Here is a 19,705-nt window from a genome sequence, read left to right on the forward strand (position 1 = left end):
AGGATCGAGGCTGGGAGGGCTGACGGAAGAAAGCCTGCACGGCAAGGGCGTGCGATCTGACACGAATCTTACCAAACGGCGATATACGCTCTGGCGGATCTGGCCGTTAATACCTTGATGGAACGCATGATCAGTACACCACTGGATACGAGGAGGCGCTTCGGCGTCCAGGCAGAACGCCCGGCGTTGCGCTTGTCCGAACTCATGCGCGCCCTCAGCTATGCGCTCGATATGACTGAGGGTCAGCCCGCCGGGCACTGTGTCCGCTGCTGCTGGATAGGCATGCATATCGGTCAGCAGATCGGCCTGCCGGATGAAGAGCTGGCCCAGCTTTACTACGTGCTGCTGCTTAAGGATCTGGGTTGCAGCAGCAATGCTGCACGCATCTGCGAGCTGTACCTCACGGACGACCTGAGCTTCAAGCGTGATTTCAAATGGGTCGGTGACAGCCTGCCCAAGGCACTCAATTTCGTGCTGTCGCACACCGGGCTGAAGGCGGGCCTTGCCGAGCGCTTCCGCGCAATCGTGACGGCGTGTACGCAGGCAGAAGAAATCTCGCGCGAGCTGATCGAAACGCGTTGCAATCGTGGCGCGGCGATCGCGCGCATGTTGCGCTTCTCCGAAGGTGTCGCGTCAGGCATTCAGAACCTCGACGAGCACTGGAACGGCAGCGGCAAGCCTGAAGGCAAGCAGGGCAACGAGATCCCGGTCTACTCGCGCATTGCATTGCTGGCGCAGGTTGTTGATGTGTTCTTCAAGAGTGATGGCCGGGAAGCTGCTTGCGCTGAAATCATGCGTCGCGAAGGACGCTGGTTCGATCCCGGGCTGGTGCGGGCTTTCCAGGTGGTGGCAAAGGAAGATGCGTTCTGGGGCATGCTGGCTTCGCCACAGATCGATCAGGCCATCTACACCCTGGCGCCAGGTCAGGCAGAGGTGGCGCTGGATGACGACTACCTGGACGACATCGCTGCGGCATTTGGCCAGGTGGTCGACGCCAAGAGCCCCTACACGAGCGGGCACAGTGCGCGCGTGGCGCTGTTTACCGATCTGATCGCCGAGGCGATGGGTTTCCCGATGGAGCGTCGCCGCTGGCTCAAGCGCGGCGCGCTATTGCATGACGTCGGCAAGCTGGGTGTCAGCAATACCGTGCTCGACAAGGCTGGTCAGCTGGATATCAGTGAATGGGAAGCGGTGCGCAAGCACGCGGCTTACACCGAAGAGATCCTGCTGCGTATCGACGCTTTTTCAGAGCTGGCGCGCGTAGCAGGTGCGCACCATGAAAAGCTCGACGGCACCGGTTATCCGCGTGGTCTGGCGGGCGACGCCATCAGTATCGAGACACGCATCATTACCACCGCGGATATTTTCGATGCCATCACGGCAGATCGCCCCTATCGTGCCGCCGTGCCAATCGACAAGACCCTGCAGATGATGGCGAAAACGGTAGGAACGGCGATCGATCCTCTGTGCTTCGAGGCGCTGAAGGCGGCGATTGCGCGGATGGATCGCGCGGCGATCGAGTCGATATGACCCTTGCTATCTCTCGTCAGCGGCTGATGTCGAGCAGCTGACGTTCCATATGGGGTTTGAGTACGCGAATCATCTCTTCGCGCGCACCGTACTCCTCCATTCGCCCCTGCCAGGTATCGCGCACGATCTGCACGATGCTGTGGGTGATCTTCTGCGCAGCCTCCATCCCCAGACCGAAATGCGGCGCGGCCTCGCGCACGAGGTCGAGATGCGAGTCGAAGCGCCCCGGCAGGATTGCCAACTGCTGGTTTCCGAGGTGCAGGCGTTGGGGGACGAGATCGAAAGCCGGCGCCAGACGATAGCCATGATCGATGCGAAGCACGCCGTGGTTCTTGATGTGGTCGTCGCAGTTGTCGACGACGATGTTGAATACCATGCGCCGGAACAACTCCTCGAGGTCGGCAGCCGGTTCGCTCGATATGCGGCGCAAAGCCTGGGCGAGCTCCACATAGCTGCCGGCGGAGGACTCATAGGGCACATCGAGCAGGGCCGAGGCCGAGAGGTAGTGCAGGCGTTGTTCGCGTTCGATAGGGCCGATGCGGTCGAAGCGTGCCAGCACGAGCGCGCTGCCGTTCGGGATCTGCTGCACGAAGAAGGCAGGCACACGGATGCCGCAGTCCTGCGCCATGGCCAGCGTGCCCGCCTCGAGAACAGGCACATCGAGCTCGTCGTCGCGGGCAGGAAATTTGGCGAGATGGCGCCGCCCCTCATGCACGAAAGTTGCCTTGGGACGCGCACCGCCGAGGCTGCCACCCTGGCGCAACAAGCGCTGCAGGGCCTTGGGCACTTCCATGTGGTACTCGAGACGGCGTGCGGCTTCTGCCAGCTGCGCGAGTTCATAGATCCCTGCGTCTGGCGTTCCGGCTGGCATGGGTAGCTGTTCCGAGAAAACCAGCGCGCCGACCCGATCCGCATTGGTCTGCAGCAAGACGTCGATGTCATCCATCGGGCCGTGCTGGGCTTCGAGAACCGCGCGTCCCCAGGTGTCAGGCAATGCGTCGCGCAGGCTCAAGGGCAGGGCCCCGCCGTCGCGCAGGCGCTTCTCCGGCAGGTCGAATACCTCTTTGCGTAAAGGGAGGTGGTCGGGGTTGAGTGCGAGCGCGCCCGCAGCGTCGAGGTAACGCAAACCATAGGCAAACGAGCCAGACTCGATGGTTTCGCGGCGCGCGAGCTTGAGCAAGCCGGCCGGCGTTGGCGCGGGCTGACCGGGCAGAACAACGCCGACATAGACCGCGCGCTCAGAAATCACGCTCGGCCTCGCTTATTTCTCCGGGTGCCAGCTTGCCTGCCTTGCGCCGTACTTTGCGCCCCGTTGCGAGCCCTGCAGGCGCTGGCGCTACGGCATCGAGCGTATCAGCCTGGCCAAGCAACCAGAGCGCACTCGCCAGCGTGCCGAGGCTTACCGTTGGCTTGCCCGCCTCAAGTGCGCGATACGTCCCGGGCGAGCAGAACAGGCGCTCGGCCATTTCCGCGACGGTCCATTGATTCAGCACGCGATGCGCGCGCAGGCGCTCGCCCAGACGTTCAAGTTTGAGCACGCCTTCGGGTGGCAAGGATCTGGAAATATTGGATTGCATGATCAATATAATGACTCTTATGTTCCTTAAGAGTCAATATATTGATTTTTGTGGAGCGGCCGACGGAAGGGTTTCAAGGCTGCGCAGGCGCCAGCATGCATTCCGACAGTCCGCCAGCGCGGTGCTCAGCGTGTTTGTATTGGCGTGACCGGGCGACGAAGCTCCGAACGCAGCCGGCGCCAATCGCCGTGGCAGATTCAGCTTTCGCGGATGATTGCCTTGCCGTCGCGCAAGGCTTCGACGTCGGCAAGCGTCACCACGGGCACCCCCGCAGCTGCGATCTCGCGATAGCCCTGCTTGAATGTCTTGGCAACGAGGAACGAGGCCGCCACCACATCCAGCCTCGCCTCGCGCGCCATCTCGATGAGCGCAGTAGCCGTGCGGCCATTGCTGAGAAAGTCGTCGACGATGGCAACTTTCGCGCCCTCAGGCAGGTATTTCTGGCTCAGAACCATGCGGTAGCTGCCGCCCTTGGTAGGTGAGGGCAGCACGCGCGAAAGCATGGGGACTTCGACTTCGGGGTGGTACTTCTTCGCGTACACCAGCGGCAGGTCGAGCTCGAGCGCGACCATGAGGCCCGGGGCGATGCCGCTGGCCTCTGCGGTGAGGATCAACTCGGGCTTGTAGTCCCGCAAGCGAAGTGCGATTTCCTTCGCCATGCGCTGCATGAACGAGGGCTCGATGCGGTGGTTGAGGAAGTGGTCGATCTTGAGGATGTCGTTCCCCTGAACAATGCCTTCGTCCTTGATGCGGCGGATGAGTTCGGGGAAAGGTGTGTTCAGGTTTGCGGACATGGGGATTACCTTCGGGCAGAAACGAAAAAGGGGAAGCGATTTCTCGCTTCCCCTGCGTTTTTATCACGTTTCGCCGAGTGTGCTCTTGATCTTGCGAAAGTTGAATGTCGGAGAAATCGTAGCGAGCGGGTAGAGGTTGAAACGCGCAGCGGAGCTGTACTTTGGTACAGCGAGCAGCACAGTTTCAAGATCAGCCCGCGCAGTAGATTTATCCGTCATTCAGCCCGCATTTGAGGGAACAGGATGACATCCCGGATGGCGGAGCTGTCCGTCAGCAGCATGATCAGGCGATCGATGCCGATGCCGCAGCCACCCGTAGGGGGCAGCGCAAACTCCAGCGCCTTGATGTACTCGGCGTCGTAATACATCGCTTCTTCGTCACCCGCATCCTTGGCCTTGGCCTGCGAGAGGAAGCGCTCGGCCTGGTCTTCCGGATCGTTCAACTCCGAGAAGCCATTGGCGATTTCGCGACCGACGATGAACAGCTCGAAGCGTTCGGTAATACCTGGATTTGCATCCGAGGCGCGCGCCAGCGGGCTGGTCTCGACGGGGTAGTCGATGATGAAAGTCGGGTTCCACAGCTGGGCTTCAGCGGTTTCCTCGAAGAACAGCAGCTGCAGGCCGCCTAGGCCGGTGTCCGCGCCGACCTTGACCTTCATGCCGGCCAGTTGCTCGCGCAGCCACGCTTCGTTACCGAGTTGTTCGGTGGTGTATTGCGGGCAGTACTTGAGCACGGCTTGCACCATGGTCAGGCGATCGAACGGTTGCGACAGATCCAGATCGCGACCGCCGTAGGTGAAGGTCTCGGTGCCGAGCGCTTCACGTGCGGTGTGGCGCAGCAGGTCTTCGACGAAGTTCATCAGCGAGTTGTAGTCGGCATAAGCCTCGTAGAACTCCATCATCGTGAATTCGGGGTTGTGACGCGTGCTCACGCCTTCGTTGCGGAAGTTACGGTTGATCTCGTAGACCTTCTCGAGACCGCCGACAACGAGGCGCTTGAGATACAGCTCTGGCGCGATGCGCAGGAACATCTGCATGTCGAGCGCATTGTGGTGCGTCACGAAAGGCTTGGCCGATGCGCCGCCGGGGATGGGGTGCATCATCGGCGTTTCGACTTCGAGGAAGCCGTTGCCGTCCATGTACTTGCGGATCGCGGACACGAGCTTGCTGCGCGCGATGAAGGTGTTCTTCGATTCGTCGCTGGTGATGAGGTCGAGGTAGCGCTGGCGATAGCGTTGCTCGACGTCGGCCATGCCGTGGAACTTGTCGGGCAGGGGGCGCAGGCACTTGGACAACAGACGCACCGTTTCCGACTTCACCGACAGCTCGCCGGACTTGGTCTTGAACAACGGGCCGGTCGTGCCGACGATGTCACCGATGTCCCAGGTCTTGAAATCGGCATAGAGGTCTTCGCCCACGCCATCGCGCGTGACGTAGAGCTGGATGCGGCCGGACATGTCCTGGATGGTCACGAACGAAGCCTTGCCCATCACGCGCTTGAGCATGATGCGGCCAGCGATCGACACCACGGTCGGATTCGCGTCGAGCTCTTCCGTCGATTTCTCGCTGAAGCCCGCATGCAGATTGCTCGCCAGTTCCTTGCGGCGGAAATCGTTCGGGTAGGCTTTGCCCGTCTCGCGCCACTTGGCGAGCTTGGCGCGGCGTTCGGCGATGATGTGGTTTTCGTCTTGTGCGGGCGCCTGATCGGCACCCGGAGTGGTGTTCTGGTTGTCTTGTCCGGACATGTGGTCTGATCTCGATACGCAATGCGGGCCGCGCCAGAATGGCGCGCGAAGCCCGATATTGTGACGGATCAGCGACTAAGTGTCACATCCAGAAGGGTTTTGAATTCAAGGCAAGTCTTGAAATGGTGTGGCAGGCGTAGCGAGCGGCCTGCGATTGAAACCGATTTTGCCAACTGAGGCGGAGCTGCACTTCGATCCAGCGAGCCGCACCGTTTCAAGCCCGGGCTACGCAGTAGCCTGACCCAGCATTTCAATCGAAGAGGGCGTCGATATCGGCCTGAAGATCCTCATTCGCAACCGGAACGACAGGGCCCTGGATCAAGCCGGTTTGCACCAGGGTTTCGTAGCGGTTGATCTGGTTGCGGCCGTTTTCCTTGCAGAAGTACAAGGCCTCGTCGGCACGGCCGAGGATTTCCGCTGGCGCCAGCGACGGGTCGATCTGGATATAGCCCATCGAACAGGTGACCTGGCCGACTTGCGGGAACTCGTGATGCTCGACGGCCTGGCGGAAGCGGTCGAAGACGAGGTGGGCGTTTTCAGCCGTGACAAAACGCAGCAGTACGATGAACTCTTCACCGCCGAAGCGGAACAGCTTGTCGCTGGCGCGAAAGCTCTTTTTCATCACTTCTGCCACGCGGAGCAGCACTTCATCGCCGAAAAGATGGCCGAAGTTGTCGTTGATGCGCTTGAACTTGTCGATATCTATCACGCCCAGCCAGCAGTGCTTGGCTGCCAGACCTTCGGCCGTGATCGGCTCGTCCGTGCTCCGCCGCCGCGCCTGCTCGGCAATGGCAATGAAACGGTCGAAGTTCTCGTCGAAGGTCTTGCGGTTGTGCAAGCGGGTGAGGGTATCCAGTTCGGCGTAGTCCAGCAGGACGAGGTGCTCGGCATAGATGCTCAGTAACTCACGCACGCATTCAAAAATGGCGTCGCTCGGCGGTTCGTCGCAGAGGCTTTCAAAAATGGCGACGGTTGTGTTGCTCTGGCTGATGGAAAACGCCAGGCGCAGATGATCATCTTCCTTGGCAGACGCAATGCCGCCGGGGGATGCCGCGCAATCTTCCAGAAGGGGGTCCGCCGCGATCAGGTTGTCATCAATGTCGGCGTTGTCGAGATCTGTCGTCGACGAGATGCCGCCGCGGATCGCCCATGCGACGGGGATGCTGACCAGGCCGTGTGGAGTGGGTTTCACGCCGTGCAGGATCGCCGAGCGGGCGTTCAGGATCTCCAGAGCCGCGACCACGACCGATTCTGCAATGGCCTGTCTGTCGCGCGATGCTTCGAGCGACTGCAGCTTTTTCAGCAGGTGCAGTAGGGCGGTTTCTGATCTCATCGAGGGCGGAAGATCGTCGTGCACTGGCGGCGGTCAGGTTGTCATAAAGACAGGTAACGGCCGCCGGAGTCGCCAGCTTGAACCCTGACGTGCTGCAAGGTGGGCGAAACTTGCCCACTTGTGCACTTTTCTTGCCAAAACAGGCTCCGGGCGCCCGCCCGGAGCCTGTCTGGCGCCCGATCAGTCCATCTGGCGGCGCAAGACGCCGATGGGCGGCGCCCAGTCGTCTACCGGTTTCTTCTTGCGCGTCACCAGCGTCAATTGGGCAGGCTGAAACACGTTGGCGTTGTGCGTCACCGGCGTGGTGATGAGGTATTGCGCCCGCGTCGCGCGCAGGAAGGCGCCGACGCGGTCGATATTGGCCACGTCGAGGTGGGCGAACGGCTCGTCGATGAAGACGAAGCCGCCCGGGCGGGCATCGTCCATCAGCAACGCGACCAGCAGGATCAAGGACTTCATGACCTGCTGGCCACCGGAGGCCTCACCGTCGTTGAGGCTCTGCGCACCCTTCTGGTCGAAGTCGAACTGCACTTCGAGACCAGCTGCCGACAGGGTTGCATCATCGTTGTCGAGCGTCGGGATCGGGCATTCGATATGCAGGCCCGCCAGGTCGCCGAGCGCGCGCAGGTTCTTGCCGTATTGCTTCACCGTCGAGCGCAGCTTGGCGATGTAGGCGGCGCGGGCGTCCTCGACCATGCTCTTGGCGCGCTCGGAATAGGACATGCGCTGGCCATAGTCATTCTGGCGTTGCGTCAATTCCTGCGTGAGCTTCTCGCGCACGATGAGCACGTTCTCGTCGGTCGGCCATTCACCTTCGTTGAGACGGCGCTTGAGGCGCGACAACTCGTTGCGTGCGCCAGCGAGGCCACCGTAGTGCTCGGCGAATTCATTGAGCGCATCGGTTTCCAGCAAGTGACGCGGCACGCCACGGCGCTTGCTGCGCAGGCGCAACAGGCGGGCGGTCTGTTCGAGACGTTGCGGGCGTGCGTCAGCCGTGAGGCGATTGAGCGTATCGCGCGCCTGGGCCAGGTCGCGATTGCGACGGTCGGCCTCAATGGCGATGCCGGACAGACGCTCCTTGCACTGATCCAGCTCGGCCTTGGCCGCATTGAGCGTCTGTTCGGTGCGGCCGACCGCTTCCTGCGCGGCAGGCCTGTCTTGCGCTGCGGCCTCGAATTCGGCGGCGCGCGCCAGCATCAGTTCGGCGGCCTGCATGCCGAGCAGCTTCTCGCGCGCCGATTGCATGGTCTTCTCGGCCGCTTCCTGCTTCTTGTGCGCCCAGGCGAGTTGCTTGTCGAGCTCGCTAACCTCTTGTTGCAGGGCTTCGAGACGCGCAGTGCGCGCCAGTTCGCCGAACCAGAAATCCAGTGGCACGGAGAGGTGACGTGCGCCGCGACGCTCGCGGTGATAACCGTCCTTGGTGATCCAGTCCTGCTCGCGCGGCAGCTTGGCAGCGGCTTGTGCGTTGTCGACGCGGCGGATGCGGTTGAGCAGTTCAGCCAGCCACTTCGGCGGATCACCGGCGAAGTTCACGATCTCCAGCAGGCTGCCGGGGGTGGCTGCGGGAGCAGGGCTGCGGTCGGAGACGATGAAGTGACGGAAGCGTTCGCGTTCGCCGAGTGCCCAGGCGTTGTGGCGGTCGCCTTCATCTTCCAGCAGCACCAGCGAGCGGTAGGGGCGCAGGATGGCTTCCAGCGCGCCTTGCCAGGCCGGGTCGGTGACTTCGACGATGTCGGAGAGCAACTGGTGTTCGATGCCTGCGTCATTCAAGGCGCCACGGAAGCGCTGCGCATCGGCGTCCATCGGCGGGCCGCTGCGTGCTTGCGATTCGCGCAGGCGCTCGCTGATTTCCTCGAAGCGCGCGGTCAGTTCCTTGACCTTGGCGCGCGCCGCTTGCCAGTCGGCATAGGCGTTGGCGGCCGCGTCTTCAGAGCTCAGTGCATCGGAGCCGTGCTCCTTGGCAACACGCTCACGCAGGGCGTCGCGCTCGCCGAGCTTCTTGTCGATGTCGCGCAAGGCGTCGCGTGCGGTAAGCCATTGCGCATCGCATTCCTTGACGCGTTGGGCGGCTTCCTTGAGTTGCGTTTCGGCATTGCTCTTTTCGGCGGCGAGACCACCGACGCGCGCTTCGGACTCGCTGCGCACGCGTTCCGACGAGGCCAGATCGTCGCGCACGCTGCGCAGTTTCTCGCGCCAGCTGTCGACCTCGATCTGCAGATCCCCGACTTCCAGGCGCGGGATAGCATCGTTCTCCAGCGCATCGGCTTCCCCGCGCAGGCTTCGCCATTCCAGGAAGCGATCTGCTTCGACGCGCTTGCCTTCCGACTGTGTCTTGAGGCGGTCGAGGTCGAGCGCCAGGGACTCCAGCTCGCGCTGTGCGCTCTTCTGCTCTTCGCGTGCGGCCTGGTAGTTGTCCAGCACTTCCTTGTCGCCGAACACGTCGAAGACGAGATCGAGCAGGGAGCGCGGTGAGTATTCGCACAGCTTGTCGGTGTCGCCCTGTTCCAGCGACAAAACCTTGGCGATGGCGGGCGTGAGGCCCGCATAGGCGAGGCGCGACTGGTAATCGCGCAGGCCGATGAACTGCGCGCTTTCTTCCAGTTGCTCGACGGTCACGATGCCGTCTTCGATGCAGTACTCGCGCGTCCATTCGCCCGCCGCACGTTTGACGCGGCATGCCAGCGTCACATCGTCCTTGAGGCAGGGGAAGAATGGGCGCTTGCCGGTTGAGCCCGGCTTGTTCGAGACGTTGGCGCGAATCCACGCGAAGCCCGCATTGGCGCGGCGCACGTAGCGGCGGAAGTCGCGCTTGCCCGAGCACTTGAGCGCGAACAGCGTGCGCATGGCGTCGAGCAGGGTCGTCTTGCCGGAGCCGTTCGGCCCGACGATGGTGATGATCTGTGCATCCAGCGGCAGCGTGAAGCGGCGCCAGAAGTCCCAGTGGACCAGTTCGATATCGCGTATGTGGAACATGTGGTCTCTTGATCTTTATTCGTGTGACTCGGCATCGCCGCCGAATTCTTCTTCGAGCAGCTCGTCATCCAGATCGCTCTGCGTGGGCAACTGCCGACCTACTGCAGCCAGCACATCGGCCAGCGTGCCGTTGATGATGCGATCGGCGAGCACGCGGTAATCCAGCAACACATCGAGCAGCGGGCCTTCGAGGATGTAGCCGCCGCGACGTTCGATGAAGCCGAGGCGGGCGAGCTTGCCGAGCGCGAAGTTGCGGATCTTGGTCTTGCCGCCGAGCTGTGTGCCGAAATCGGCGAGCAGTGAAGCTTCCGACACGGCACCGGATACTTCCTCGCCATGCACGATGGGCTTTTCCTGGCCGAACATATCGTTCTGGCCGTCGTCCTCGCGCGTGCGACGACCGAGCTGGCGCTCGCGCTTTGGCAGGATGATCAGCGCCCAGATGACGATCAGCAGCGCGATCTCGTCGCGCGTCAGGCCCATGGTGCTGGCCTGGTAGTCACGACCGCCGAACACCGAGTCGAGCACGTCGTCCTTCAGGCCGACGGCAACATGCTCGGCAAACGGGTTGTCGAGCAATTGCAGGCCGACATTGGCGAGACGCTGTTCGAGCTCATGGCGGAAAGCTTCGTCGACGAGTGCGCGGCGCACCTGCACGTCATTGCGCGGCAACCAGCGATGCGCCAGCAGACGTGCGGTGAGGGATGTGATGTCTTGTTCCATGGGTTTCCTTTCAGGCGCCGCGGCGTACGACGTTGCCAGCCGAAATGTGCGACACCTCGTCCTCCATGACCTCGACGAGATAGCTCTCGAGCAACAGGTCGTATGGCATCTGGGTAAGGTCGGCGACAGGGCCTTCGGCTTGTGCTTCTTCGTTGCCAAGCAAGGAGAGCAGGGACAGGCGATAGCTGGCGGGGCCGAAGCCGCCGCCGAGAATGAGTTGTTGCGCAGGCGCGGCGGTCGGGATGCCCGAGAGCTTTTCCGAGAGGCGCGTGAGCAGGCTCAGGTCTTCGGATTCGTTGGCCTGGTCGGTCGGCGCTTCTTCGGATGGCGGCAGAGAAGAGTCTGCTTCCATCTGACGTACTTCTTCCGACAGGGCGCTTTCGGCGCGGTCCAGTAGTTCGTGACCGCCAGCAACGAACTGGGTACGCGGGCCGGCGCCCATTGCACCATCGGCAAGCGCAGCAATGCGGCGGATATCGAGACTGCGCAGCCAGGCGGCTGCATCGGAAGAGGACACCCCGGACGCGCCCAGGGTCACGCGCTGCGATTCGATCTTGTTCAGTGCACGCTGGAAGGCGGCGTCGACGCGAGCCAGCCGGCTCTGCGCGAGGCCGATGGCATGCGCGGTGCGTGCGATGTCGGGCGTGACGTCGCCGTCCTCATCCTTGTCGTCAGTGAGCAGCGAACGCAGAATCTGCGTGCCCTTGTCGAGCCAGCGGATATTGCTGGAGAGGCGCGAGCGCGCGTCGAGAATGCGGAATTCCGAACCGGATGCAATCGCGTCTTCGAACGAGGCGGTCAGCGCGTTCAGCTTGGCAAGCAAGTGCTGCAGCATTTCCGGCGTGAGCGTACCGGTAGCCTGCATGCCGGCGAGTTGCGTCGTGAGGAAGCCGAGTTCGGCATCTTCGTTCTCGCCGAAACGCAACAGCGCCGAGACGGCGGCGACTGCATTCCGGCCCGCATCGGAAAGCTGATAGGTGCCGTCTTCGCCGAACGCCATCAGGCCATTCTCACGCAGCCGCTTGAGCACCGTTTCCAGCTTGATGGTTTCGATGTAGCTGAAATGGCGGCGCAGCTCTTCCGGCAACCAGCGTGGCAGATCGGCGCGTGCGCCGATTTCGCGCAGCACATGCAGGCGGATGAAAACCTCTTCTTCGCCGCCGCGGAACAAGGTGATGAAGGTGTCGACCATTGGCCGCGCACGAACGAGTGCCCACAGGGTGGGCACGTCGTCCGGCTCGACACCCGGCGTCAGGAAGTCCTGAAGATTGAAATCCAGCGCCATCTGTCGCTTACACGCCTTGCTTCAGGCTGGCCTGGATGAAATCGTCCAGGTCGCCGTCCAGCACGGCCTGCGTGTTGCCGCTTTCGAAGTTGGTGCGCAGGTCCTTGATGCGGCCCTGGTCAAGCACGTACGAGCGGATCTGGTGGCCCCAGCCGATGTCGCTCTTCGAGTCCTCGAGCTTCTGCTGTTCCGACTGGCGCTTGCGCAGCTCGGCTTCGTAGAGGCGGGCGCGCAGCATCTTCCAGGCTTCATCGCGGTTGCGGTGCTGCGAACGGTCGTTCTGGCACTGCACGACGATGCCGGTCGGCACGTGCGTTAGACGCACGGCAGAGTCGGTCTTGTTGATGTGCTGACCACCGGCGCCGGATGCGCGATAGGTGTCGGTGCGTACGTCAGCCGGGTTGATGTCGATCTCGATCGAGTCATCGACTTCAGGGAATACGAAGACCGACACGAAGCTTGTGTGGCGACGCGCGTTGGAGTCGAACGGTGACTTGCGCACGAGGCGGTGGATGCCGGTCTCGGTGCGCAGGTAACCGTAGGCGTAATCGCCGCTGATCTTGATCGTCGCGCTCTTGATGCCGGCCACGTCGCCTTCGGACTCTTCCATCAGCTCGACGGTGAAGCCCTTCTTTTCGCAGTAGCGCAGATACATGCGTTCGAGCATCTGCGCCCAGTCCTGTGCCTCGGTACCGCCGGCTCCCGACTGGATTTCGATGAAAGCCGTGCACGGGTCCATCGGGTTGTTGAACATGCGGCGGAATTCGAGCAGTTCGACGGATTTAGCGATCGTGCCGACATCGGCTTCGACGGCCTCGAAGGTGTCGTCATCGCTCTCGGCGCTGGCGAGTTCGAACAGCTCGGCGCCGTCCTTGAGGCCACCGCTGATCTCGTCCAGCACATGGACGACGTTCTCAAGGGCCTTCTTTTCCTTGCTCAGTTCCTGAGCGTGCTCGGCGTTGTCCCAGATTTTCGGGTCTTCGAGCTGTTTACTGACTTCGACGAGCTTTTCAGCCTTGTTGTCGTAGTCAAAGATACCTCCGCAGTGACTCCGCGCGGCCGCGCAGATCGGAGAGGGCATTACTGATGGCGTTGATGCGTTCGGCTTCCATGGTTGTCCGGGCTGGCTGAAATCAATCTGCAATTATACCGGTTCGTGGGATGGCTTCGCCCGCTTGTGTGAGTTCGCAGGCTTCGTGCGGGACTTTGGTGCGTCTGGCTTCGATCTGGCGTCATTGCTGTGCATGGGCACGCCGCGCCAGCTCTTGCGGGCGGGGCATCCGGCATCACTTTAGCGCGCGCGTCGGCCACCACGGTGCGCTGGGCGCCCGGGGGCGATATGGCAGTCTTCTTGCTCTGTCAGAGGTAACTCATCTCCGGTCTGACCTTTCCCGCACATGACTTTCAATGTCGCGTCGATGCCAGCAGGAGTGCCTGCTGCTGAAACCTCCTCACGCTCATCTGCACTGCTGCAGTGGGCACTCTCAAGTCTGAGCGGCCTGTTCATGGGCTGGGCCGTATTCCAGGCTGCGTCCTGGATCGCCGTCGTGTGTGCCCTGGCTACTGTCATGGCGACGGCCGCCTACAGCTGGCGCCAGATGCGGCGGGATCGGCGCTGGCAGCGTGGCTTGGGTGCGTTTGCAGCCGCGCTTGAAGAAGGCGATCTGCGGGCACGCATCGACCCGACGACTTGCCCCGGTTTTGAGGACTCTGCGGAGCGCCTGAATGCCATGGGGCGACGCTTGGCGCGGATCTTTGTCGACCTGTCGCGCTCCGTGCATGAACTTTCCAGTGTCGCGCACGAAAGTACGGCAAATGCGGTGGGCAGCGACGAAGGCGTACGCGTACAGCGTGACGTTACGGTGTCTTCCGCTGCGACGCTCGAGGAGTTGACGACCAGCCTGGCCGTTGCCAGCGACATGGCACGTGGTGGCGCGCAGGTGTCGCGCGAGATGCGCGACACCCTGGGCAATGGCGCGCGCAGTGTAGATGCGCTGGCGACGACGCTGGCGGACTTCGCGACCACCGTTGAGCAGACAGCCTTGAGCGCGGCCGCGCTCGGCGAGGGCTCGCGGCAGATCGGTTCCATCGTGCAGGTGATTGCCAGCATTGGCGATCAGACCAAGTTGCTGGCACTGAACGCGGCCATCGAAGCGCAGCACGCAGGCACGCACGGGCGTGGCTTCGCGGTGGTGGCTGATGAGGTGCGCAAGCTGGCCGAGCGGACGGTTGCGGCCACGCGTGAGGTGGATGAGCGTATCGGCAACATCCGCACAAAGATCGATGCGTTGGTAGATCGCATGGACACTGTGCGCGAGCGTGCGCAGGGCAGCCAGCAGGAAGCCGCTGGTGCCTTGCAGAGGATCCGCGAGGTCGAGCGCAAGACGGAAGAGAGCATGCAGTTGGCCAACGAGATCGCCGCTGCCAGCGCCGAGCAGAGTTCGGCCAGTCAGCTGATCGCGCGCGATGTGGAGCAGGTGGCACAACTGGCGGATCGCAGTGAGCGACTGACGCGCGACAACACCGAGCTCTCGCGCTATCTCGATCAGCTTGCGCAACAGCTGACCGTGACCATCCAGCAGTATCGCTACGAATGAGGCGGAGTGGACGATGAGCGCAATCAACGCTTTTGCCATTGTTGCCATGCTGCTGTGTGGGGTGGCCTGCGCGTATTTCTATCGCATCCAAAGGCGCGGCAGGGACGTGGGGAGTGTGCGCAAGGCGATCGATGGCGCCGAGAACCTGCTCAAGCTGATCAAGCTGATTCAGCAGCACCGTGGTGCCAGTGCGGCTTTTCTGTCGGGCGATGCCTCGTTCCGCTTGAAGATGGATGCGCTGCAGGCGGCGGTGCAGAGCTTGACGCCGAAGCTGCAGGAGCTTGCGCGGGCCGAGTCCACATTCCTGCGCCCTGTTTTCTCGGTGCACGACATGGGCGTGCTGCTGCATCGCTGGAAGGAGTTGCTTGAACGGCTCGACAGCAGCTCGGTTGATCAGAGCATCACGGCACATTCGCAACTGATTTCGAAAGTACTGGAGTGGCTCGCCGGGCTGGGTGAAGCGCGGGTGGAGATTCCCATGGGCGAGCGCTTGCCGGTCGACCTGGCGCGCAATTTTGCACATCGCTTGCCGGCCTTGGCCGAATGCCTCGGGCAGTCGCGCGCATTGGGCAGTGCGGTGACGGCGCGTGGCGAGTGCAATTCGGTTTCGCGCGTGCGCCTGATGTTTCTCGTCGCCCGCGCGAAGACCTTGCTCGATCAGGCGGCTTCGCAGTCAAAAGACCCTTCGGCGGCAGTAACGGTCATGGCGGTCGAACAGTTTCTGGCGACGATTCGCACGGGCATTCTTGAGAAGAACACTGTGGGCATGGACGCAGGCAGTTACTTTGCGCAAGCCACTTCGGCCATCGACGCTGTTTTCGCCTGGATCGATGCCTGCAAGCAGCGCATGACGGCAACCTTGGAGACAGAAGAGTCTCTGGTGGTGAAGACAGATCGCAGCCCGTAAGCAGCGCTAGGGATTTTCGCGAATCCGAAGATAGCTGGCGAACTTCGGCAAGCCGGTAGAGGTGAGATCGCGATAGCGATACGTCACAAGCGTGCCCAGCGGTGGGGGATTGATGCGCTCAGCATCCGAGAAGCCGGTGCCGATGCGGAAGCGCCGCCCTTCGGGTGTCTCCACCAGCAAGGCGCCCAGCTTGCCTGCGTTCTGGCCCTTGCCGGGAATGTGGCCAACGACGGTCGCCTCCGTGTCGAGCATTGGCTTGAGCTTGAGCAGCACGTCGCTGCGGCCGGTCACGTAGGGTGCGTCGGCGCGATGCAGTACCAGGCCTTCCGCGCCAAGGGCGACGACTTCCTTGAGTTTTGCCTTGAGTGCCTTGCGATCGGCAATGCGGAATTGTTCGACAGGACGTAGCCAGGGCAGGTTTGCCTTGCGGATCGTGGCGGACATCAGCGCGATGCGATCGCTAAAGCTGCCGAGTGCATCCGGCATTTCGAAGATCATGTACTGCACCTGGCGCCACTCGTCATTGATGGGCTCCTCCTTGCGCACGATGGCGGAGAGCTTGTCGAAGCGCTGTCGCGCAATCCACAACTCGCCATCGAGAGGGATGCCTGGCAGCGCATCGATGAACCACTTGGGGGCATGCACAGGTCTGCCGCTGCGATAACGCAAGCTGCTGCCATCCCACACGGCGCGCACACCATCGAGCTTTTCGCTGACCCAGTAGTCGGCGGGGTCTATGTCGTCGCGATAGACGTTGGCAAGCAGGATATTGCTGTCGGCAGCGCGGGCTGCCTTGCCACACGTCAGCGAGAGGGCTCCGGCAAGGAGTGCTGCAAGGAAGTGGCGTCTATGCACAATGGGTCTCCCTGAAAGAAGCCCCGCAGCTTAGCGAGCGAGGCATCCTTCAAGAAGCGGACCTTCGGGTGGGCGCTCATGCACCCATGCGCAAGCTCAGTCGCCGGGCCTGCGGAAGTCGTCCTCGACCCAGGCATGCGCGCTGCCAGGGTTGAATCTGAATTCTGGCCCGACGCGAACCTGCGCAACTTGCTCACCATTCGCGTCATGCGCGCTCAGCAGGGCATAAGGCGCATCTTCGTCAGGCACGATCTGCAGCGTGACGTCGAGCCGTCCCGAGGGTGTGTCCACAGTCAGGCGCTTGTTGAGCATTGCGTGTTGATGCTGCTCATGGCGGCGGATGACTTCCGAAGCTGTCTTGATCAGGGTGCTGAAGGCGAAGGCGTCCAGTGGCTTCGGGTTCTTCTTGTCACGGCCCATGGTCCAGGGGCCGACGAGCGCCGGTTCAGACTCGCCGTCCAGGTACATGGCGACCGCCCAGCCATCATCGTCTTCGTTCTTGATCACGCGGGCGGTCCAGCCCTTGTCGCGCCACAGTCGGTCTTCGTAAATCGCAGTGGGCGATGCGTCTGCTGCGGTGTCTTCAAATGCGTTCAATGTCATGGGCGGCATTGTACCGTCCGCAGCATTCCCGATTGTCTCTATGTACAGGTTACGGGGTGGCGTGTATGGTGACCCGGACCAGTCGCGCGCTTCGCGGGACACGTGTATTCAACGTTGGCTGACAGAGGAGTATGCACATGGCAATTTTCCGGTTTGAACTCAAGCCCATGGTGGTTTCAGGTGTTTTGCTGGCTGTTGGCATGGCGCTTTGTGCGGCCCCTGCCAGCGCTACGACGCAATCCAAACAACGTCAGGCGGCTCGCGATGTGCGTCAGGAAACGCGCCCCGACGCCCGTGAAGAGAAGCGGGATTGTCGTGCTGCCGACGACAAGAGCAATGCAGGTTGTCGTCAGGACAAGCGCGGCGCCAAGCAGGATGGGCGCCAGACAGCGCGTGATATCAAGTACTGAGCAAGGTTTGCTGCGTACAAAAAAGAAACCCGCTCAGGCGGGTTTCTTTATTTTCCGGGAGGCGCACGACGCCCCCTTAGCGCCAGGCGCTGCCCACCTGGATATAGAAGGCTGTGTCGTCCGGGCCGCGTGCGATATCGAGACCGACGAGTAGCCCCAGCTTGCGTGCAATCAGGTAGCGGAAACCGCCACCGATGGTCGTGACATCCTCGGCATCGGAAAAGCTGGTGCGCTTTCCATAAGCCTTGCCCACGCCCCCAAAGCCGATGACGGACCAGCGTTCGTCCAGTGCCACGCGCAACTCCATCTCGCCCGCTGCCGCCTGCCTGTCCTGATAGCGAGCGGCTGGAATGCCACGCAGCTTGACATAGGGCTGTGCCCAGAACGGCACGTCGCCGCGCGCGCCCTGCCAATCAGCTCGTAGCGCCAGTACCAGTCGGTTACTCAGTGGTTGCCAGTGATAGCCGCGGGCGCCAAGCAAGTCGAAGCTGTTCGTGCTGCCGAACTCGGGGCGCATGAAGTTGCCCTCCACTTCGGCAAAGGAGCCGGCATTGGGCGAGAGGAAGTTATCGCGGGTGTCATAGTCGATCAGTGTTCCGACGGCGCCGAGATTCTGCTTGAAGGTCTGGTCGATCAGTTCAAGTGGTCGCTCGCGATCGAAGTGCATCTCTGAACTGAAATAGGCATAGCGCAAGCCCAGCAGTACGGGTGAGTCAGCCACGCGCGCCAGCACTTGCTGTACGAGGCCGATGCCGTTCACCGTGTAGCGCTGTGGCTCATCCCGTCGGCCGTAGTAGTCGAGATTGATGCCGAGCTTGGCAATACCGCCGAGGTAGCGGATGTTGTCGCCGTTCCAGGTATGCATGTGGCCCAGAAAGCCGCCATATGTACCGTTCCCTGTTTTGAAACCGCCGAAAGCAGTCATGTTGGGCGGCGCGCGACGTCCCGTTTTCTCCATGCTGTGCTGCGAAGCATCGGCAATGGATTCGTCGAAATAGATTGCGGCCAGACCGGCGCCATAGCCGATGGCCGGCTCGGTGACGATGATGGGCACAGGGAGCATGCCCTGGTATTTCAGGAGGTGCTCACTGGCATCGAAGCGTCCGTCTTCGGGGTCTGTGAAGCGCCCACCTTCGGCCGCATGGGCAAATGGAATTGTCAGACTCAGGCAGACCAGAGCCGGGGCTAGAACTTGAAATCCGGTAACTCGAGCGGCTCGCAATACGCGTCGCTTCATCGCACTTTTTCTCCCTGATTGCATGCTGTGTGGCGTACGACATCTCGATAGTGATGCCGCAGTCGGGAGTGGTCAAGCGTGCGATGCGCTGCTATCGACTTGAGTCAGGCGGGGAGCGCTACGAAGAATGACTCGTGGTGTTTCTCGCGGTATCGCGCGAGGGGAGCAAGCGCTGCAGTGGGGTGTGAGGGCGCATGGAGAGGGGAAGGATCAGGACGCAGTGCGTCCTGATCCGGAGGCCGTACTAGCCGCGCAGGTTTGCGTTCAGGAACGCGATGGTGCGTTGCCAGGACAGCTTGGCTGCAGCCTCGTTATAGCGGGGCGTGGTGTCGTTGTTGAAGCCGTGCTCCGTGCCGGGATAGACGAAGCCCTCATTCTTGACGCCATTGGCCTTGAGTACTGCTTCGTATTTTGGCCAGCCGGAGGTGATCTTCTCGTCATTGCTTGCGTAGTGCGCTTGCAAGGGAGACTTGATCTTCGCCGCATCGGCTTCGGCGGGTTGCGGGCCGTAGTAAGGCACGGCAGCGGAGAGCCCGGGCAGGCGTGTGGCGAGGAAGTTCACCATGCCACCGCCGTAGCAGAAACCGACTGCACCGATCTTGCCGCTACCTTCTGGCAGCTTGGCAAGCCAGTCCGCTGCGGCCACGAAGTCTTCACGCGTCTTGGTCTGATCAAGCTTGGTGAATGCTTCGCGAGCCTTGTCTTCGTCACCGGGGTAGCCGCCGAGGGAAAACAGCGCGTCCGGTGCAAAGGCGATGAAATTGTCGAGCGCCACACGGCGGGCAATATCTTCGATATGCGGATTCAGGCCACGGTTTTCGTGGATGACCAGCACTACGGGCAGCTTGCCCTTTGCGTCAGCAGGCTGCACCAGATAGCCCCTAACTTTGCCATTGCCGTTAGGGGATGGAATCTCGACCCAGCTCGTCTTGAGGCGCTTGTCGTCAGGCTTCACTTGCTGTGCTTCTGCGAAGCGGGGCGTCAGGGCTGCCAGGAAGCCGGCTCCGGTCATACCGCCAACCGCGAACTTCCCTGAGGACTCGATGAAATCACGGCGTGAAATATCGCCATGAACGAACTTGTCAAACAACTTCATTACTTCCGGTGGGAAATCCTGTGCGGTAAGACGACTCATG

Annotated in this window: 17 protein-coding genes; 4 read left to right on the top strand and 13 right to left on the bottom strand. The window is 61.9% G+C overall.

Going from position 1 to position 19,705, the window contains the following annotated elements:
• Nucleotides 1-126 precede the first annotated feature (126 nt).
• Nucleotides 127-1,530 carry an HD-GYP domain-containing protein gene (locus tag VVD49_RS18805; protein ID WP_327600763.1) on the top strand — a complete coding sequence of 468 codons (1,404 nt, stop codon included), beginning with the start codon at nucleotides 127-129 and terminating at the stop codon, nucleotides 1,528-1,530.
• A gap of 16 nt (nucleotides 1,531-1,546) precedes the next feature.
• Here VVD49_RS18805 and VVD49_RS18810 read toward each other — a convergent pair whose 3' ends face one another.
• The 9 genes from VVD49_RS18810 to prfB form a co-directional block, all read right to left on the bottom strand.
• The gene (locus VVD49_RS18810) at nucleotides 1,547-2,779 is read right to left on the bottom strand and encodes a type II toxin-antitoxin system HipA family toxin (RefSeq protein WP_327600764.1); all 1,233 of its coding nucleotides are present in this window, start codon (nucleotides 2,777-2,779) and stop codon (nucleotides 1,547-1,549) included.
• Nucleotides 2,769-3,107: a helix-turn-helix domain-containing protein gene (locus VVD49_RS18815; RefSeq protein WP_327600765.1), complete on the bottom strand. Its 339-nt coding sequence runs from the start codon at nucleotides 3,105-3,107 to the stop codon at nucleotides 2,769-2,771. Before VVD49_RS18815 ends, VVD49_RS18810 begins: the two co-directional genes overlap by 11 nt.
• 197 nt (nucleotides 3,108-3,304) lie before the next feature.
• Nucleotides 3,305-3,901 (bottom strand): phosphoribosyltransferase family protein, encoded by a 597-nt coding sequence (locus VVD49_RS18820; protein WP_327600766.1) that lies wholly within the window; start codon nucleotides 3,899-3,901, stop codon nucleotides 3,305-3,307.
• Between the two features lie 215 nt (nucleotides 3,902-4,116).
• Entirely contained in the window at nucleotides 4,117-5,646 is a 1,530-nt protein-coding gene (lysS, locus tag VVD49_RS18825; protein WP_327600767.1) for a lysine--tRNA ligase, read from the bottom strand.
• A 250-nt stretch (nucleotides 5,647-5,896) separates the two neighbouring features.
• Nucleotides 5,897-6,979 (bottom strand): GGDEF domain-containing protein, encoded by a 1,083-nt coding sequence (locus VVD49_RS18830; RefSeq protein ID WP_327600768.1) that lies wholly within the window; start codon nucleotides 6,977-6,979, stop codon nucleotides 5,897-5,899.
• 180 nt (nucleotides 6,980-7,159) lie between these two features.
• Nucleotides 7,160-9,952 (bottom strand): ATP-binding protein, encoded by a 2,793-nt coding sequence (locus VVD49_RS18835; protein WP_327600769.1) that lies wholly within the window; start codon nucleotides 9,950-9,952, stop codon nucleotides 7,160-7,162.
• 15 nt (nucleotides 9,953-9,967) lie between these two features.
• Complete coding sequence (locus VVD49_RS18840; RefSeq protein WP_327600770.1) at nucleotides 9,968-10,675, bottom strand: hypothetical protein; 708 nt, start codon at nucleotides 10,673-10,675, stop codon at nucleotides 9,968-9,970.
• 10 nt (nucleotides 10,676-10,685) lie between these two features.
• Nucleotides 10,686-11,960: a hypothetical protein gene (locus tag VVD49_RS18845; protein ID WP_327600771.1), complete on the bottom strand. Its 1,275-nt coding sequence runs from the start codon at nucleotides 11,958-11,960 to the stop codon at nucleotides 10,686-10,688.
• Between the two features lie 7 nt (nucleotides 11,961-11,967).
• Nucleotides 11,968-13,072 (bottom strand): peptide chain release factor 2 gene (gene prfB, locus VVD49_RS18850; protein ID WP_327600772.1). Its coding sequence is split into 2 segments (ribosomal slippage): nucleotides 11,968-12,990 and nucleotides 12,992-13,072, totalling 1,104 coding nucleotides; the frame shifts between segments, so codons are not numbered across the junction.
• A gap of 318 nt (nucleotides 13,073-13,390) precedes the next feature.
• On the opposite strand from prfB, the gene VVD49_RS18855 reads away from it, so the two are divergent.
• Both VVD49_RS18855 and VVD49_RS18860 read left to right on the top strand, forming a co-directional pair.
• Entirely contained in the window at nucleotides 13,391-14,557 is a 1,167-nt protein-coding gene (locus tag VVD49_RS18855; RefSeq protein WP_327600773.1) for a methyl-accepting chemotaxis protein, read from the top strand.
• A 13-nt stretch (nucleotides 14,558-14,570) separates the two neighbouring features.
• The gene (locus tag VVD49_RS18860; protein ID WP_327600774.1) at nucleotides 14,571-15,464 is read left to right on the top strand and encodes a nitrate- and nitrite sensing domain-containing protein; all 894 of its coding nucleotides are present in this window, start codon (nucleotides 14,571-14,573) and stop codon (nucleotides 15,462-15,464) included.
• 6 nt (nucleotides 15,465-15,470) lie between these two features.
• Here VVD49_RS18860 and VVD49_RS18865 read toward each other — a convergent pair whose 3' ends face one another.
• Nucleotides 15,471-16,319, bottom strand: coding sequence for a DNA ligase (locus tag VVD49_RS18865; RefSeq protein WP_327600775.1), 849 nt, complete (start codon nucleotides 16,317-16,319; stop codon nucleotides 15,471-15,473).
• Nucleotides 16,320-16,415: 96 nt separating this feature from the next.
• The gene (locus VVD49_RS18870) at nucleotides 16,416-16,922 is read right to left on the bottom strand and encodes a hypothetical protein (RefSeq protein WP_327600776.1); all 507 of its coding nucleotides are present in this window, start codon (nucleotides 16,920-16,922) and stop codon (nucleotides 16,416-16,418) included.
• A gap of 137 nt (nucleotides 16,923-17,059) precedes the next feature.
• Here VVD49_RS18870 and VVD49_RS18875 point away from each other — a divergent pair, with 137 nt between their 5' ends.
• On the top strand, nucleotides 17,060-17,332 hold the full coding sequence (locus VVD49_RS18875; RefSeq protein WP_327600777.1) for a hypothetical protein: 273 nt from the start codon (nucleotides 17,060-17,062) through the stop codon (nucleotides 17,330-17,332).
• Between the two features lie 76 nt (nucleotides 17,333-17,408).
• Here VVD49_RS18875 and VVD49_RS18880 read toward each other — a convergent pair whose 3' ends face one another.
• Both VVD49_RS18880 and VVD49_RS18885 read right to left on the bottom strand, forming a co-directional pair.
• A complete protein-coding gene (locus VVD49_RS18880) occupies nucleotides 17,409-18,395 on the bottom strand; it encodes a BamA/TamA family outer membrane protein (RefSeq protein ID WP_327600778.1) in 987 nt (328 codons plus the stop codon).
• Between the two features lie 418 nt (nucleotides 18,396-18,813).
• Entirely contained in the window at nucleotides 18,814-19,704 is an 891-nt protein-coding gene (locus VVD49_RS18885) for a dienelactone hydrolase family protein (protein WP_327600779.1), read from the bottom strand.
• Between the last annotated feature and the right edge of the window lies 1 nt (nucleotide 19,705).

Source organism: Uliginosibacterium silvisoli, from assembly GCF_036017035.1.
Lineage (GTDB): Bacteria > Pseudomonadota > Gammaproteobacteria > Burkholderiales > Rhodocyclaceae > Viridibacterium > Viridibacterium silvisoli.

Bases quoted from the DNA above. Each gene is read 5' to 3' on its own strand.
- VVD49_RS18805 (WP_327600763.1), top strand. From the start codon at position 127: ATGATCAGTACACCACTGGATACGAGGAGGCGCTTCGGCGTCCAGGCA.
- VVD49_RS18815 (WP_327600765.1), bottom strand. From the start codon at position 3,107: ATGCAATCCAATATTTCCAGATCCTTGCCACCCGAAGGCGTGCTCAAA.
- VVD49_RS18820 (WP_327600766.1), bottom strand. From the start codon at position 3,901: ATGTCCGCAAACCTGAACACACCTTTCCCCGAACTCATCCGCCGCATC.
- lysS (WP_327600767.1), bottom strand. From the start codon at position 5,646: ATGTCCGGACAAGACAACCAGAACACCACTCCGGGTGCCGATCAGGCG.
- VVD49_RS18830 (WP_327600768.1), bottom strand. From the start codon at position 6,979: ATGAGATCAGAAACCGCCCTACTGCACCTGCTGAAAAAGCTGCAGTCG.
- VVD49_RS18835 (WP_327600769.1), bottom strand. From the start codon at position 9,952: ATGTTCCACATACGCGATATCGAACTGGTCCACTGGGACTTCTGGCGC.
- VVD49_RS18840 (WP_327600770.1), bottom strand. From the start codon at position 10,675: ATGGAACAAGACATCACATCCCTCACCGCACGTCTGCTGGCGCATCGC.
- VVD49_RS18845 (WP_327600771.1), bottom strand. From the start codon at position 11,960: ATGGCGCTGGATTTCAATCTTCAGGACTTCCTGACGCCGGGTGTCGAG.
- VVD49_RS18860 (WP_327600774.1), top strand. From the start codon at position 14,571: ATGAGCGCAATCAACGCTTTTGCCATTGTTGCCATGCTGCTGTGTGGG.
- VVD49_RS18870 (WP_327600776.1), bottom strand. From the start codon at position 16,922: ATGACATTGAACGCATTTGAAGACACCGCAGCAGACGCATCGCCCACT.
- VVD49_RS18875 (WP_327600777.1), top strand. From the start codon at position 17,060: ATGGCAATTTTCCGGTTTGAACTCAAGCCCATGGTGGTTTCAGGTGTT.
- VVD49_RS18880 (WP_327600778.1), bottom strand. From the start codon at position 18,395: ATGCTCCCTGTGCCCATCATCGTCACCGAGCCGGCCATCGGCTATGGC.
- VVD49_RS18885 (WP_327600779.1), bottom strand. From the start codon at position 19,704: ATGAGTCGTCTTACCGCACAGGATTTCCCACCGGAAGTAATGAAGTTG.